This window comes from Cellvibrio mixtus subsp. mixtus J3-8, assembly GCF_000766945.1.
GTDB classification, from domain to species: domain Bacteria; phylum Pseudomonadota; class Gammaproteobacteria; order Pseudomonadales; family Cellvibrionaceae; genus Cellvibrio; species Cellvibrio mixtus_A.
In genome coordinates, this window is the sequence record NZ_KN266207.1 from 875,914 (window position 1) to 892,383 (window position 16,470).

Annotated in this window: 14 protein-coding genes; 7 read left to right on the forward strand and 7 right to left on the reverse strand. The window is 42.9% G+C overall.

The window, feature by feature from the left end; translation table 11 throughout:
• Positions 1-14: 14 nt before the first annotated feature.
• The 7 genes from A596_RS08665 to A596_RS08695 all read left to right on the forward strand — a co-directional run bounded on the left by A596_RS08665 (position 15) and on the right by A596_RS08695 (position 8,833).
• Positions 15-962, forward strand: coding sequence for an ABC transporter ATP-binding protein (locus A596_RS08665; protein ID WP_039913736.1), 948 nt, complete (start codon positions 15-17; stop codon positions 960-962).
• Positions 959-2,083 (forward strand): ABC transporter permease, encoded by a 1,125-nt coding sequence (locus A596_RS08670; RefSeq protein WP_039913737.1) that lies wholly within the window; start codon positions 959-961, stop codon positions 2,081-2,083. The genes A596_RS08665 and A596_RS08670 overlap by 4 nt, the downstream gene beginning before the upstream one ends.
• A 21-nt stretch (positions 2,084-2,104) precedes the next feature.
• On the forward strand, positions 2,105-3,478 hold the full coding sequence (locus tag A596_RS08675) for a hypothetical protein (RefSeq protein WP_052417351.1): 1,374 nt from the start codon (positions 2,105-2,107) through the stop codon (positions 3,476-3,478).
• Positions 3,479-3,520: 42 nt separating this feature from the next.
• Positions 3,521-4,831, forward strand: coding sequence for a diaminobutyrate--2-oxoglutarate transaminase (gene ectB, locus A596_RS08680; RefSeq protein WP_039913738.1), 1,311 nt, complete (start codon positions 3,521-3,523; stop codon positions 4,829-4,831).
• Positions 4,832-4,913: 82 nt separating this feature from the next.
• The gene (locus tag A596_RS08685; RefSeq protein ID WP_160280115.1) at positions 4,914-6,986 is read left to right on the forward strand and encodes a TonB-dependent receptor plug domain-containing protein; all 2,073 of its coding nucleotides are present in this window, start codon (positions 4,914-4,916) and stop codon (positions 6,984-6,986) included.
• Positions 6,987-7,189: 203 nt separating this feature from the next.
• A complete protein-coding gene (locus A596_RS08690) occupies positions 7,190-8,161 on the forward strand; it encodes an alpha/beta fold hydrolase (protein ID WP_039914516.1) in 972 nt (323 codons plus the stop codon).
• A gap of 15 nt (positions 8,162-8,176) precedes the next feature.
• A complete protein-coding gene (locus tag A596_RS08695; RefSeq protein WP_039913740.1) occupies positions 8,177-8,833 on the forward strand; it encodes a hypothetical protein in 657 nt (218 codons plus the stop codon).
• A 91-nt stretch (positions 8,834-8,924) separates the two neighbouring features.
• Here the strand turns inward: A596_RS08695 and A596_RS08700 are convergent, their stop codons facing one another.
• From A596_RS08700 to A596_RS08730, 7 genes are all read right to left on the reverse strand, one after another.
• Positions 8,925-10,577 (reverse strand): POTRA domain-containing protein, encoded by a 1,653-nt coding sequence (locus tag A596_RS08700; protein ID WP_039913741.1) that lies wholly within the window; start codon positions 10,575-10,577, stop codon positions 8,925-8,927.
• A 57-nt stretch (positions 10,578-10,634) separates the two neighbouring features.
• The gene (locus A596_RS08705; protein ID WP_235425652.1) at positions 10,635-12,332 is read right to left on the reverse strand and encodes a phosphoethanolamine transferase; all 1,698 of its coding nucleotides are present in this window, start codon (positions 12,330-12,332) and stop codon (positions 10,635-10,637) included.
• On the reverse strand, positions 12,316-13,008 hold the full coding sequence (locus tag A596_RS08710; protein ID WP_084128216.1) for a phosphatase PAP2 family protein: 693 nt from the start codon (positions 13,006-13,008) through the stop codon (positions 12,316-12,318). The genes A596_RS08705 and A596_RS08710 overlap by 17 nt, the downstream gene beginning before the upstream one ends.
• Positions 13,009-13,209: 201 nt before the next feature.
• On the reverse strand, positions 13,210-14,034 hold the full coding sequence (locus tag A596_RS08715; protein ID WP_039913743.1) for an FTR1 family protein: 825 nt from the start codon (positions 14,032-14,034) through the stop codon (positions 13,210-13,212).
• Positions 14,035-14,044: 10 nt separating this feature from the next.
• Entirely contained in the window at positions 14,045-14,374 is a 330-nt protein-coding gene (locus A596_RS08720; RefSeq protein ID WP_039913744.1) for a cupredoxin domain-containing protein, read from the reverse strand.
• Positions 14,364-15,752: a sensor histidine kinase gene (locus A596_RS08725; protein WP_039913745.1), complete on the reverse strand. Its 1,389-nt coding sequence runs from the start codon at positions 15,750-15,752 to the stop codon at positions 14,364-14,366. Before A596_RS08725 ends, A596_RS08720 begins: the two co-directional genes overlap by 11 nt.
• Entirely contained in the window at positions 15,749-16,408 is a 660-nt protein-coding gene (locus A596_RS08730) for a response regulator (RefSeq protein ID WP_039913747.1), read from the reverse strand. The genes A596_RS08725 and A596_RS08730 overlap by 4 nt, the downstream gene beginning before the upstream one ends.
• Positions 16,409-16,470 lie beyond the last annotated feature (62 nt).

Consider the following 16,470-nt stretch of genomic DNA (forward strand, 5'->3'; position numbering starts at 1 on the left):
GGCATAGGTGAGCTATGAAATATTCAATTGAAGTAAATGATTTACGCAAAAACTATAACGGTTTTGAAGCAGTAAAAGGCGTTAGCTTTGCCGTTAAACAAGGCGTTTGTTTCGGGATTCTGGGGCCGAATGGCGCCGGTAAAACATCGCTATTGGGGATGATTGAGGGTGTTACACCGATTAGTTCCGGTAGCATCAAAGTATTGGGAATGGATGTAAAAACCCAAATCAAACAAATCCAGCCTCACATCGGTGTCCAGTTGCAACAAAACAACTACTTCGAGTTTCTCGATGTTGGTCAATTGTTGAATTTCTACAAAGAACTGCGCTCCGCCAATGGCCGTAAAGTTACCGGCGCATCGGTTGACGAATTGTTAGAGCAGCTGAACCTCAAGGATAAAAAGAAATTCAAAGTGGAAGAATTATCCGGCGGGCAAAAGCAACGCCTATCTATTGCTATTGCGTTGCTGGAAGATCCACAAATTTTATTTTTGGATGAACCTACTTCTGCACTTGATCCGCACAGCCGGCATGATGTGTGGGCGTTTATCGAACACATCAAAAAAGACCCGAAGAAAACCATCATTCTGACAACCCATTACATGGAAGAAGCTGAAACCCTGTGTGATGAGTTAATGATCATGAGTGAAGGCAAAATTATTTCCCAGGGTGCGCCTTACGAATTAATCAGTGCATTGAGCCCGCATCACGATATCCAATTGCAATTCGGACGTGGCCAGTTCAGCCCGGATTACATGGTAGAGCTAACTGACATCATTGATTATCGTTGGGAGAGTGAATCCAACCAATTGACAATCAAGACGGCTCAATTTAACCAAACGCTTAAAGAAATACTGGGTGTGAGTGAAAACAAAAAAATCGATATTGTGAACTTCAATGTGATTAAACCAAACCTTGAAGATGTATTTCTCTCCACCACTAAAAAGGATCTCGTAGAATGAAAAAGACCTGGATATTCTTCAAATTAAGAATGTTACAACTGAAATCCGATAAAACGGCATTGTTCTTTTGTTATGTATTACCGGTGTTGCTGTTGCTGGGGATTGGTTATCCATTGCAGTTGCAAAGTGACCCGAAGATAACGCTTTATTATCAGGACGAAATACAATCTGATGTAAGTCGCGGTTTCCTTGATAAATTACGCAACACTGCCGTGGTTGAATTAATCGAGTTTGATGCCAGCACTGGCAGCCTGGACCAGGAAATTAGCGAGAACAAAGTCAAGCGCGTTTTACAATTGTTGCCGGAAGGAAAGCAGCCCGTTTTCCACGGAACCAATATCGTTGAGTCAGTTTCTGCATCGACTGAAAACAACCCGGAAATGAATATTTTCCTGAGTAAAAACAATATTGATGAAAATCGTATAGAGAATGTCGCGTTGGCTGGCATTGTCAATAACGCACTTACCAACGAAAAACAACCGGAAGTGGGAGAGTATGTCCTGGCGAGTGATCGCATGTCATCTTACCTGGTGACGCTGTTACCGGGCCTTATTGGTATGACGCTGATGATCATCGGGCTTAATGGTTTTGGAGGTGTTCTTATTGAAGAAGAACATCGCGGGCTATTTAAAAATCTAAAAACCGTAGATATTTCCCCGATACCATTCCTATCAGGATTGTTCCTGTCGCGCTTATTGATTTGTTATTCCGTCGCAGTAGCCTTGTGCCTGATGGCTTCATTGGTGTTCGATATCAGTTTTTCTTTCGATATACCCTTGTTTGCCTTAATTGTGACACTCGGCAGTGTGGCATTCCTTGGCGTAGGTTTGGTGATCGCTGCAATTAGTCCTTCTACAACAGCATTTAACGGCATCGTTAACTTTGTCCAATTGCCGTTTATTATTTTAGGTGGTGTATTTGTATCCATCACCAAGTTCCCGGAATGGCTGCAATACATCTGTATGTTTATTCCGCTGGCGCAACTCAATGCCGCCATGCAAAAAATTCTTTTTGAATCAATGACACTGTCAAACATTGGCGATTTAAGTATTGAGTTATCAATACTTACTGCCTGGTGTGTGGTTAGTCTGGTTATCGCTCGACTTAAATTTAATTGGTGAAGTGATTTAATGAAGCCGGTAATGAAAGACAAACCAGTAATGAATGAAGAGCAATCAACAAGCAAAAAAAAGCATTTTTTTTTAGAGCAAAAGTGGCATCTGTATTTGCCAATTTTTTTGTTGGGCTTTTCTCATATTGCAGCCGGTGAAACCAGCGAAAAAGAGATACAACCTGTTACAGATATTTTTGACGACGTAGGACTAACATACGACAACCCATATCAGGAAAAAATGTTATGGGGGGGGAATCGAAAATTTATTTATCAGCAGGATTTTGCGCGGGTTTTATCGGCTCCAACCGGCACCGCAACCAACCGGTCCTCGCTCAGGTTTCAATGGAATAAAGTCGCAGGGCAATATTATTTTAATGCGGACATAAAACCCATTGTTTACTGGAATGGCGATGATTCGATTGACGGTGACCGCTCAAGTGACGCCGATTTCAAGATTAAAGAGCTCTATGCAAAAGGAAGCTTTGGCAATACGACGGTTATGGTTGGCGACAAGATTATTGTTTGGGGCGAGTCGGATTCAACGGCGGTTACAGATGTAATCAGTCCGCAGAATATTACCGACCTGGTATTCACCAGCCTTGATGAATCACGAATCTCGCAAACCATGTTAATTGTCGAGCACTACGTAAATAGCAATCAAATTAGTTTGATTATTAACCCCGATATTGAAGTTGACGAGCAACCACTGGTTGCACAAGGGCAAGGACAAACCGTTGAAAGTCGTATGGATGATAAGGATGCGGAAATCGGGATTAATTTCAAAACGGTCATCGGCAATGGCGATTTTTCGTTAATGTTCGCTGATTTAACCGATAACCAGGGTGTAGACGTTTTGGTAAAAAATCCGGATACAACTATTACCGTTTCCGAGAATTTTTATAAAAATTATTTGATGGCTGGTGCTGCTGCCAACCTTAACTTCGGCGATATAGCGTTAAAACTGGAGCTGGCGTACAACAAAGATCGCGCCCAGGAACTTAACCCGGATATGTTTGATGATCAAAAATATCCCTACGGTTATGGTATTAGCGATGAAGTTCTGTTTGCCGCTAATATTGATTATCAGGAAAACGGGGTTCGCGATTGGAGTGCCGGGATTTTACACTCAAGGTATGAATCGGATAGAAGCAGTTTTGTCATGGATGAAGGTAGTTACAACGAGTTATTTTTTGGTGTAACCAATAAGTTTATGCATGAAAACCTAACTGTTGGAATTAACTACCAGCACACAGTGGAAACCAAAGCAGCAATTTCGCAGCTTTCTCTCCGCTACAGCTTTTCTGATGATTTGGCCCTGCAAGTGGATTTTTTTGATTTAAGAAAAATTGGCGGCACGTTTAACCAAACGAGTGCGATTACACGCCTTACTTACAGTTTTTAACCTATTACATAGCGCAACGCATAAAATTAAAGGAGCTATTCCATGACTGCGAACAACGATATTTTTTCTCTCCACGAATCCAAGGTGCGCTCCTATTGCCGCGCTTTCCCAACCGTATTCACTAAAGCCAAAGGAAGCCTGCTATTTGATGAATATGGCAATGAATATATAGATTTCCTCTGCGGCGCCGGTGCCGTTAATTTCGGCCATAACAACCCAATCATTAAAGAAAGCATCATCCAGTATCTGGAAAATGACGGTTTGGTGATGGGGCTTGATTTTCACACGCAAGCCAAACGCGAATTTATCCGCAAGTTTAATGAATTGGTGTTGATGCCACGAGGCCTGGCATATCGCATGCAATTCACCAATCCTACCGGTACCAGTGTGGTCGAATCCGCGATCAAACTGGCAAGAAAATATACTGGTCGTGAAAACGTTTTTGCCTTTACTAATGGTTATCACGGAATGACGGGTGTTTCACTAAGCCTGACCGGTAACCGTGGCAATCGCCAGGCAATTTCCTACAGCAATGTTACCCGTTTGCCCTTTGATAAATATCTCGGTAGCGGGTTCGACGAGCTGTCCTATTATCGGAAATTATTGCGCGACAACAGCTCGGGAATAGATCTCCCTGCTGCAATTATCCTGGAAACCGTCCAGGGCGAAGGGGGAATTAATGTCGCCAGCGAAAAGTGGTTGCGTGAAATTGCCGAGTTGGCGCAAGAGTGCGGGGCCTTATTAATTGTTGACGATATTCAGGCAGGTTGTGGTAGAACCGGAAAGTTCTTCAGTTTTGAGCGCGCGGGTATTAAACCGGATATCGTGTGTTTATCCAAATCTATCGGTGCATTTGGCGTTCCCATGTCGCTGCTGCTATTCCGTGAAGATCTCGATATATGGAAAGTCGGCGAAGATATAGGCACCTTCCGTGGAAATAATATTGCCTTTATTGCCGCAGCAAAAATGCTGGACACTTATTGGAATGGTTTTGACTTTGAAGAGGAAATCGCCGAGCGAGCGGCGATTGTTAAAAGTTTTGCCCAGGGATTAGCCGATACCTATCCTGAGTTGATTAAAGAAAGCCGTGGTATTGGTTTGATGCAAGGTATCGAGTTTTACGATGAAACCCTTTGTGCAGCTATTAGCAAAAGTTGTTTTTCAAATGGCCTGGTTATTGAGCGAAGCGGTGAGCGGGATCAAGTGTTAAAAATCATGCCGGCCCTCACTATCGGGCTTGATGAATTACATAAGGGTTTGCAAATAATCGATCTTTCATTAGGTCAGGTTATTGCAAAAATCGCTGCAACTCAAAATATCGAGCGCGAATTATCTAGCGTGGTCGCCAGTTAATGCCCACTTGTTAGCAGTTACATCTTCAGTAGAATTTTATCGGACTCATTGAATTTCATATTCAATGAATAAGGAGCTTTTTATGTCGCATTTTGTTCGAGGCACTGTTGCAACATTGGTTATTGCAGTATCGCCTCTGGTTTATAGTGCAGAAAATGCTGCACCAGCGGCAGCAACTGCTCCATCATCAGAAGCAGGCGATGAGGTTCAGGAAGTCCTTGTGTTTGGTTTACGCAAGGCAAGCTACACGGTTATTACGGAAAATACAGAAAAGCTTGTCAACATGCCCGGTTCTTTTGGCGATCCACTGGGGGCTGTCAGTGCCTTGCCCGGTGTCATTATTCCCCGCGATGGCGGTTCGCCAGCGGTGAGGGGAGGAGCGCCTGAAGATAACCGGTATTACGTTGATGGTATGCCTGCCGGGTATATTTTCCACGATTTCAATACATCTATTTTTGATGAAAATGTTATTCAGGACTTTCAATTATTTTCTGCCGGTTTTGGTGTGCAGTATTCACAAGCGACTGGTGCAATATTTGATATTCGTTTGCGCGACCCTGAAAACAAGGATTTAAGCACAAAGTTGAGCGCATCATTTTTGCGGGCGGGAATTTTTGTTGAAAGTGGCATTACCGATAATTCTGCATTTTATCTTTCCGCACGTAAGGGCTTGTTGCAATACTTTATTTCTGAAGATGATGAGCCGGATGATGATGGGTTGCGCATTATTTCTCCACCTGAAGACAACGATTACCAGTTTAAATATAAATGGGATATTAATTCAGAACACAGTATTGCCTTTAGCCTTGCCGGGGCCAATGATTTTGTAGAGGCTGAGTTTACCGAGCTGGCTGATGATGTGCAGAAAAATCCGGATTTTGCTGGCGACGCCAAAGTGGATAAGGAATTTAATAGTGGCGGATTGAATTATGAGTATGCCGCTGAGTCTGGTGCCCAATTCAGGCTGACACTGGCGAAATATGCTGATTCCGAATTGGTAACCTGGGGCGATGATTATTCTCTTGAACTGCAACTGGACAGTGAGCTGGCACGCGCACAATACACAATTCCCCTCGGGGATAGCGGGCATCGCTTGGGAATGGGCGTGGAATATAATGAAAAGGTTTATGATTATTCCGCGCGCATGATTCATTTTGTCTGCACCGATTTTGATGTGGATTGCCAGGATGGAAGAGGTGAGCTGATTGATACTGGCGAAAAATTATCTGTTGCTGAAAGCAGTATCTATTTACTCGATAACTGGCAAGTGACTGATCGCGTCAACGTAGAAGTGGGTGTGCAACGCAGTGGCAATGACTACACTGACGATTATTTTGTTAATCCCCGTGCAGCCCTGTCGTGGGGTTTAACGGATTCATTGACGCTAATCAGTTCTGCCGGTGAATATAACCGTACACCGGATGTCGATACTATTCTTCGCGTTGTTGGTAATCCTGAACTTCACGCACTGGAGGCCAAACATTTTACTTATGGTTTCAAAAATGAGTTCAATGATTATTGGAGTGTTATTGTTGAGGGATACCACAAGGAATTGACCAATCTTCCACTCGCCCTTAATAACGGTGAACCCGACGCAAACTTGTTTTATACCAATGACGTTGAAGGTGAGGTGAATGGTGTTGACCTAATGTTGAATAAAAACCTTTCCAACAAATGGTTTGGTTGGGTTTCGGTTAGTTACGCAGAAAGTGAGCGCACCAATCTAAGAACCGGGCAAACCAGAACCTATACATTGGATACACCATGGCTGGTAAACCTTGTTGCAAATTATCAGTTAACACAAAAATGGAATGCCGGCTTCAGGTTTAATTATCGCAGTGGAGAAGCCACCACCAAAATTATCGGGATTCAACCGAATCCTGATTTTTCGGATAAATACATCCCGATTTACGGTGAAGCTTTTGGTACGCGCCTGCCACCTTATACGCGATTGGACGTACGTTTTGAACGCGACCTTGTGATGTTCGGCAAGGAATCGAGTTTCTTTATCGATATTCTGAATGTTCTCAATCGTGAAAATGTTTCCCAGCGAGTGTTGGATTACGAAAAGGTGAACGATACTGGCGAACTTCATCAACGCGATAGTGTCGACATGGGAGTTTTTGGCTCCCTTGGTGTCTCCATAACCTTGTAATTTAGCAAGCGCTTCTTTTTCCCATAAAAGCATTGAAACCCATCCGCTGCTCATTCAGAGCGGATGATGCTTTCGTGCGCACGTTTTATTCATCCAGTTAGCACCAAACCAGGAGGTTTCCAATGAATTTTTTTTCGAGGCTTCATTTCTTTACCAGACTGTCCGGAACCACAAATATCTTCCCGGGAAAATTTTTGAAAATAATGTTTTGCACCATCCTTTGTTTACTGGTTGCTTCCTGCGAAGAGGATATGGCAAAGAAGGGCGCGCTGGTTCCCAAGACAGTTGATGAGGATAAGCAACTGCCATCGTTAAGTATTAATGGAACCCGGTTGCATGTGGAAACCTACGGAAACAGGAATGATCCTTTGCTGGTTGTATTACACGGCGGGCCAGGAGCTGATTACCGTTCAATGTTGAAGGTACAAGAGCTGGCAAAAGAAGGTTTTTTTGTGGTGTTTTATGATCAGCGCGGCTCAGGTTTATCCAAACGCGAGAGCCGGGGGCATTATAAGGGCAGGGATGTTGTGCAATTATTTATTGATGATCTTGATGCGTTAATTGATTATTTCCATGTGTCGCCCCGGCAAAAAATATTTCTCCTGGGGCACTCCTGGGGGGCAATGTTAGCCACTGCTTATATCAACCAGAACCCCTATAAAATCAGCGGCGCAATTTTGGCGGAGCCCGGTGGCTTAACCTGGAAACAAACAGAGGATTACCTGGAGCGTTCCAACAAAATAAAATTTTTCTCTGAAGCATTAAATGATGCAACGTTTGCAGAGCAAATATTTGCAGGGCGAAGCGAACATGAAATTCTGGATTACAAAGCTTCTTTCTTTTCCACGTACGAAAACGCGCCGGGAAATACTATCGGCAATCCGTCAAATTATCCGTTTTGGCGCAACGGTGCCGTCGTTTTTAGCGAGACGATTGATTACGCCGAAGACCATGGATTTGATTTCACCACGAACCTGGATAAATTCACACCACAAATTTTATTCCTCTACAGCGAAAAAAATAAAGCTTACGGTTTGGGATGGGCCGACAAAGTGGCGGCGCCTTATCCCAATAGTGAAATAGCCTTAATAAAAGGTGCAGGGCATGAAATGGTTTATTTTGCCTGGGATAATTTTTATCCGTTGGCTGCCAGCTATTTGAATCAGATGAAATAGTAAGGGAGTGCAGATATGAAAATAGCATCTACGATCGCGTTACTAATGCTCTCAACCAGTGCCAGCGCACTGGACGTAAACTGGCGTACGTTAGACAAAGACACTCGATATTTGGGGGGAATGCAATTTGGTGCAGACTATGGCTCCTATTACAGTTTTGCCTACGGGCAAAAGTTAGGTAATGAGAACGCTCCCGTCATTGCAGGTTATGAGCTATTACTTCCATTTGGCGATACCATTGCAGATGATTACAAAATGAAAGCCAGCTTACAACGGGAATTCTGGCGTTCTGGCAATCTTTCATTCGGCCTTCAAGGTGGGCTTATTTTCAGGCGCTATGAGTCAGTAATGGCCCGCTTTTATAATGTGGGTGCTGATGTAGTTTCTACATTTGGTTACCTTAAACCAAATTGGGGGGCAGAATTATTGGTTAGTTATGATTACTCCATGGCTACCCATATTAAAAATAAATTGCTCAAGGAATACTACCCTGAAATTAAAGATGGCTGGTATGACTCATCGGGCGGAAATTTTAAATTTGGTGCCCGGTTTAACCGGGTATTTGGTTCAACAACAACTTTCTTTAATATTGGCAGGGCATTCGGCCAGGACTTTGAAGATAATCCAACACTACCGTTTTACGTTGAGTTATCGTTGCAACGGCAATTTTAATCGTAGGTGGCAAAATACAAAAAACGTAATAAATAAAGGCAGCCTGCCCAGGCTGCCTTATCATGAATAGGTTGCCAGTGATCAACTCTTGTCAAAAACCGGTTTTTATTCGAACAGATATTTGGTATTTATCAATTCCAGGTCCATCATCCAATGCATATGCAAAATCAATGTGACCAACATTATGCGCCCCATCATCGCGCCCACCGGTGCGAGTTCCGGAAATTCGTAAACCAATTCCAATATCGCGCAATGTTTTCTGGTAATCCTGCGGTACATTAGAATTTCCCCAGGCTTTACCTTCATCATAAAAAACAGCTGCGCCGAGATGAAATAATGAAAACCATTCTGTTTCACCAAAATAGCGCTGTTCAACAGTAAGTAATCTCGAACGATCTCCAGCCATAAACCTCGCGGGATAACCTCTTAAGCCAGTATCACCTCCGAGTTCCAATGGCATATCGGCAAACAAATTCTTTCCGTAGGTTTCATTCATAGTTACATAAAATTGGCCGCGCGAAAAATTCTGCCAGTGATAGCTAATATCCAGTTTAGAAATAGATTGTGTACTTTGTTTGCTGCTGTAAAAACCCGTTGTGGAGAATTCACCCGTGAGCAATTGTGATGGGGTAAATTGAAAGGCTTTGCTGTATTCGAGCTCAAGAAGAGTGGAACCATCAAGGGGCTCTGTATTTGCCATCACCTTACCGATACGTGCTCGCCATTGTGAGCCAAGGTTAAAATCCTCAATACGATTAATTTGTTGGATGTTAAGTGATTTGATAAATCGGTTATGGAGGTAGGAATATTCAAACCAGGCTATGTTGTAATCCCGGTTAAACGGCAATTCTCCATCATAACTATTTGTAGCACCCGGAACTTCAAAAAAATCATGTTTAACACTATCCCAACCTAGCGTCCAGCGCATCGTTCTATCATCTGTCGATGAATCCAGGCGCTGTCCATAAAATACCGAATAGTTAGTTCCGTCATGGCCAAATCGCCACGCTTCGTCACCAGCGTTATAAAGTGTATCTTCACGCTCAAAATCGAGCATATCAAAGCCGGCAGTCCAGGGAGTTCGAATGGATCGAAACGGGTTACTAAAATGAAACTCCTGTTGTTTTCCATCACTATTGTCGGCATAAGCTAAAGCAAGTTGTTTGTCATTACCAAAATTGGGATCGCGATAAACAATAATATTACTGGTGCGATCAACGCTTGAGTTTTGCTCAACCTTTACCGTTTTTCCTAATCCGAGAAAATTGGAGTCATGTAAACCGTAACCATAATGAGTGTTGCCGCCAGTATTTGAGTAGGTAATTTTTGGAATTAGTGTCCATACTTCACGGACGTCAACGTGTATTTTTTGGCCGACGCCTTGTGTTGTATCGGAATTGTCTTGTGAAGTTACTTTTGCTTCAGCAAAATAGCGTCGCTCACGCAATCGCCGCTCGCTTTCTTCCAGTAAATGCTTGTCCAGCGGATCGCCTTTTTTAAAGGTGAGATCTTTTTCGATAACATGTTTTTTAGTATCAATATGTAATCTATTAACCAGGCGAAAGAGCATATTGTTTTCCTTGGGATTTGATTCATCAAATACCGGATGGACAACAACCGTTATCTCTTCGATCACTGGCGGGTTATTATTTGATTGTGCAGGAGCGGGCACAGGGTCTGCTCCATAGGCAAGGCGACAACCGAGTAAAGGCAATAAACCTAAACAAAAAAATTTACGCTCCATAAATCGCCTCTTGTATTAATCGTTAATATTATTTTTAGCGAGACCTTTCACGTTAATTTAATGGTGACTAATACAAGGGGCATAAATATCTAAATTCGGTTGATAATATTTAGTCCTGATATCAAGTAATCCTAAAAATGAATGAAAAATATTATCGTGACTAAACTCTTTATTTTTCAGGCCTGCCAGGCATTCTTTGCTCAAACCTCTATCGCGATAAAAATTGGATGATGCCCAGAAAATGAAAGGAACATTTTTTTGATGCTCAGGTGCGAAGGCGTATGGCATACCATGCAAGTACAAATTATTTTCCCCCAGGGATTCCCCGTGATCAGAGACGTAAACCATAGCGGTGTTGTAAGCAGATTGCTGGTTGGTTAACCAATCAATGACTTTACTGAGAAAATAGTCGGTATAGCGGATGGTGTTATCATATGCATTGACAACTTCTTCAGTTGAGCAATCTTGTAATTTATTTGTGCTGCAAACGGGTTGATACACCCGCATTGAATCCGGGTAACGTTGGTCATAAGCAGGGCCATGGCTACCATTTTGATGTAACACAATAAATTGGTTTCGCCCTGTGAGCTTATTCGATAATTTATCCAGGAGAGCCTCGTCATAGCAGTTACCATCCTTGCAATTTGCAGAAGAAACCAGCTCATCAGGGGACTCATACACAACCCGATCACAGGTACCTTTGCATCCGGAATTATTATCCCTCCAGAGTACATCAATACCGGCTGTACTGATGAAATCCAATAAACCATGTTGGGTTTTGGCTTTGCCGTCACTGTATTCCGAGCGAGCGAGTGCAGAAAACATGCAAGGCAAAGACACAGCGGTGGATGTACCGCAGGAAGAAAAATGGTTGAAATTGATAATATCTTTTTGCGCGAGCAACGGAGTAGTGTTTCGTTGATATCCATTCAGGCCGAAGTTCGCAGCGCGAGCAGTTTCTCCTACAACAAATATAATCAATAACGGTTTTGTTTGCCGGATAGTGCCGGTTCCCAATTGTGCATCATGGCTGATTGGATTTATCACTACCGGGCGCTGGCTGTTTTCTTTCAATAGGGAAACACCCGCATTAACAAACCCTAAAGGGTTCGCTAAAAACCGCACTTCCTTGTGATTGCGAAAAAAAGAACTGTAATAATCTGAAAGGCTCAATATTAGTAATAATGAGATGATCAAGGATAATCCTGTTGGAACAGTGCGATTCCTTAATTCTTGCCAGAAACTTCCCCAGAGGATTCGGGTTTTGACAACCATTAAAGATGGCAAGACCCCAAGGAAAAAAATATAACCAATCAAATGTAAATTGATTAAACCTTTCGCCTCCTTCGTATCGGTTTCCCACACGTTTCTAAGCATTTCCTTATCGATCACAACACCATAGGTATCCATAAAATGAGCAGCAAATGCGCCCCCTAGCAGTAAAAATACACTGACAGGTTTAACAAGGCCGGGAATGCATAGCAGATTAATAAGGAAAAACGTTAATAGCCACAACAATGGCACCAGGCTAATAGCAAAAAGGGCGGCGCTCAATGAATCTATTGCCTGGGTATTCCATGCTTCAAAAAAAAAGGATTTATTAAATAACAATACAAATACTAACGATAGGCCTAATGAAAAATATTGGCCAGGTATCTGAACACTGAATGAGTCAAGGCGCTGACGCATTAACAATAGAAATGCCAGCTGAGTATTGTATAAACTCTTGAACGCAAGATTATTGGGTAGATTCATAGGGCTTTAACATCACTTCGTAGCAAATAAGAGAAACCATCCAGCAAATACCTAATGACCAGATATCGTGCGAGAGAAAATGGGCGCCGCGTAATTGTTGTGAAATTCCGAAAACAATACCCAATGACAATGAGAAAAATAACGCTGGCCAACGCCAGAATGATTTTGAGTATAGCCCAACAAAATAAAGTGCTACCCACGCGAAGCCGGCACTCGCGTGTCCAGCTGGAAAGCATTGGCTACCATTGCGAACCCAAAGTTGCTCTATTAATGACAGGTATTCTTGCGTGCCACCGTAACGGGAAAAGTCCCAGGGGCATGAAATGTTAGTGAAGATTTTGCCGACACTGACGATTAGTGATCCTGAAATAGTGGCCACGGATAAATATTGCAATCGGTGTTTCCATGCAGCCAATAGCGGAGAGATGTAGGACAGGAGCAGCAACATTACTACACTAAACAATAAGGCAATGGAAAAATACTTTCCGCCCTTATGGATAAGCACTGCAGTAACCCATTCGTTTTTAAAATACCATTGGTTGCCTTCCGATTGATAAATAAAATCGGCGAGAGCCTGGTCCAAGCCAGTAATTTCTATTATTACGCTGATAAAAATTAATGTCGCCAGTACTTTAGCTGAGGCAAACAATAAAGATTTTTTGTCTATGCTGCTCATAAACATATACAGAGAGATTCAAATTGAATAATCAGAATAGGTCAGAGGATATTACGTGGCAAAAATTAAGAGATCCTTAAGTGTTTCAGAAACTGCACAGGCTGGATTTAATTGAAGAGGATTTAATTGGCAGGTTTTTTATTCGTCGGGGGTATAAATACAGAATAGATAATGCCCACTCCCAAAGCGGTGAAATGAGCTTTATATGGATGTACGATTCCGGCGATACCCATTCCAAAGCAGTATCAATAATAAAGGCATCACAGCCACCCAATAAAAAATAACTTGTATCGCGTTTGGGCTGGAGTCATAGCCTATAAGGGCATAGAGTAATTCGCCGAGCCAGGAATGTTCGTTAATGATGCTTGATGTATCCCACAAGGGAGTTGCAGAATCTAATATTCCAATTTGCAATAGCTGCCGGGCTATTTGCATTGAAAGCCCGCCGCATAGAAGAACGAGAAAAACAAATAAAATATTTAAAAATGCGCGTGCCGAAATAAACACCAGGAGATAATAAGTAATTACTCCCAGGCTGGTACCTATACCGACACCGATAGCACCCCCGATTAGTGCAGACTGCAATAAATTCGGATCATGTAAGAAGCCTCCGACATAAATCCATATCTCTGCCACTTCTCGTGCAAGTGATAAACCAACAGCGAACACAGCGCAAAATATTAACTTTCGATACGGCTTTATTGATTCATTAGTGAGCGGTAAGTATTGAACATGGGAAGGTGTATTAAATAATAGTGGTGCAATTATTGAGGCGATAACAATAAATGACAAAATTACCGAAAAATAGAGCAGGGCATTGATCCATTCCTGCCCGGTGCCATCAAATGCATCCGCGATAGCGTATGCGTAGCAGGCTAACAACCACGAGCTTAGCATTCCCAGAGCCAGGGCAATTACTATCCAATTAAACGCGATGGATAATTTCCTGCTCATCACTAATAACATGGTAATAATTAGTGCTGCTTCCAACACTTCTCGCAATATCAATAAAATTGCATCAACCATATGCCGACCTTTAATGTTGTGCGCGAATCACGCCCTGGGCAGTTTTGGGATTAAATTCACCAAAAAAGGGATAGTCCCCCGACTTTAAGGGACCAATAAATATTACCGCCCTGGCCCCACCCATAATGACTTTTTCGCGGTTAAGCTCATAGCTCTCAAACTCTTCAGGCGTTGGATCTTTATTAATAATAATTAATTTTACTTTGGTATCAGCGGGCACAACCAGTGTTGAAGGGAAGAATAAGTGATCGTGAATTTCAATCGTAAATTCCGGTACCGTCGCGGCTGAAATAGCGGGGGACATGCAGAGTAATATTAAGATGAATTTCCTAAATATCATTCGTTTTTTCTCCTTTTTTTCCAGCAGTAAATTTCACTGTCACCAATAATCCTGATGCGAACGATGATTGGGTAAGGCGAATATCTGCCTGATGTAAATCCACTACTTGTTTTGCGATAGACAAGCCTAATCCGCAACCAGGGGTTCCTGAATCATGGCGATCACCATGCAACCGGTAAAAGCGGTCAAATACTCGTTCACGCTGCTCCACGGGAATGCCCGGGCCGTTGTCCATAACTTCCAGTATCACAACATTCCCTCGAAGCCAGGTATGTAACACTACGTGCCCGTTTTTTTGCGTATATTTAATGGCATTGCCCAATAAATTATTAATTAATGTTTCGAGGGCGGTAGCATCGCCATTTATCCAGCATTCGTCGCCGTCAAATTCAATATTGATATCTTTATCACTCAATGCTTCGCTGGCCGATACAATGACTTGTTTCGTTAATGCCGTAAGGTTAACGGGTTTGAACTGACTCATAAAATGGTCTGGCGATGTTTTATTGAGCAATAAAATTTGTTCCACCAAGTAGCGCATGCGTTTGATGCCCTGTTGTAATTTGTGCGCAGATTCAGGTACGGGGTTAACTTCATGCAATAAGTTTTCACAATGGATATTTAATGCGGCGATCGGTGTTCGCAATTCGTGCGCAGCATCGGCTGAAAAACGTTGCTCCCGGATAAATGAAGATTCCAGCCTGCGCAGCAATTCGTTTGCAGATTGCGCCAACTGCAGCAGTTCAATAGGCATATTTTGGTGTTCTATGGGGCGCAAGTCAGTGGCTTCCCGTGCATGAAATTCTTTTGCAAGCACCGCTACCGGCTTTAAGCCAATTCCCAAAACCCACCAAATAACAAAACCAATCAGTGGAATAGCGATTACCATCGGGGACACTGCTTGCAGGATTATGGATTCAGCGAGGCGATAACGTTGATCATCACGCTCCGCTAATAAATACCAACCTGAATTATTTGCCGCCTCTGCCACCAATACGTGCCAACGATAATGATTAAAATTAGCAAACTGATTGCCCGCTTTTAAATCAGTAATTATTTCGTTTGGCATAGCGGCCGAGCGCGCAAGCAATTTCCCCTCGTTACTGACCCACTGGAATTGCAAATCGGCTATTTGCGGGGATGATGAATCATTTTTCTGTGGTGTAGGAAATATTTCCGGAGCAGGGCGTTGCAAATATTCCTGGTAACGAGAGGGCAATACGTAATCAAGTAGATCCACTTGTTGTAGCAACCGTTTATTAAACAATCGTTCTGCTTCTTCCATACTCCCAAGGTAACCGCGCACCGCAGCAGCAAAATTGGCCAGCGTTACTATTGCTACCAGCAACACAACCAAAAATATGCGGATGGATTTCATTGGCGGGGAACCATATAACCAATACCACGCATGGTACGAATAAAATCAGCGGGCAATTTTTTTCGCAAGTTGTGTATATGGACTTCAATCGCATTGCTGGAAACTTCGTCGCCCCAACTGTAGAGTTTTCCTTCAAGGCCTTCTTTGGTTTGAATAATCCCAACATGCTCGACCAATGCTTTTAACAACATATATTCCCGGCGCGATAAATTTATTGGTTCATTGTTTAACAATGCCAGATGGTGGGCCGTATCCAATGTGACCGGGCCCACTTGTATCAGCGCGGTAGGCGCATTACCAAGTCGCCGTTCCAGTACGCGTAATCGCGCAAGTAATTCATCTACCTCAAAAGGCTTTGTAAGGTAATCATCCGCACCCGCATCCAGGCCTGCAACTTTCGCAGTAATACTGTCCCGTGCAGTGAGAATCAACACTTGTGTTGGAAATTGTTTTTGACGCACCTGTTGAAGCAAATCCATACCGTCCATATCGGGCAATCCCAGGTCCAACAGGAGAATGTCCGGAGACTCGGCGGCAAGATAAGCGCTCGCAGTCTTGCCATTATCTAACCAGGTAACGGCGAATCCGGAGCGTTTAAGCGCAGTTACAATTCCATCAGCAAGAAGGCTGTCATCTTCAACTAACAATATGTGCATTCCAATCCCTCTTTTTAGGATACCAATCTTTCATGACGCAGAAACTGCTCAAGATTGGTGTT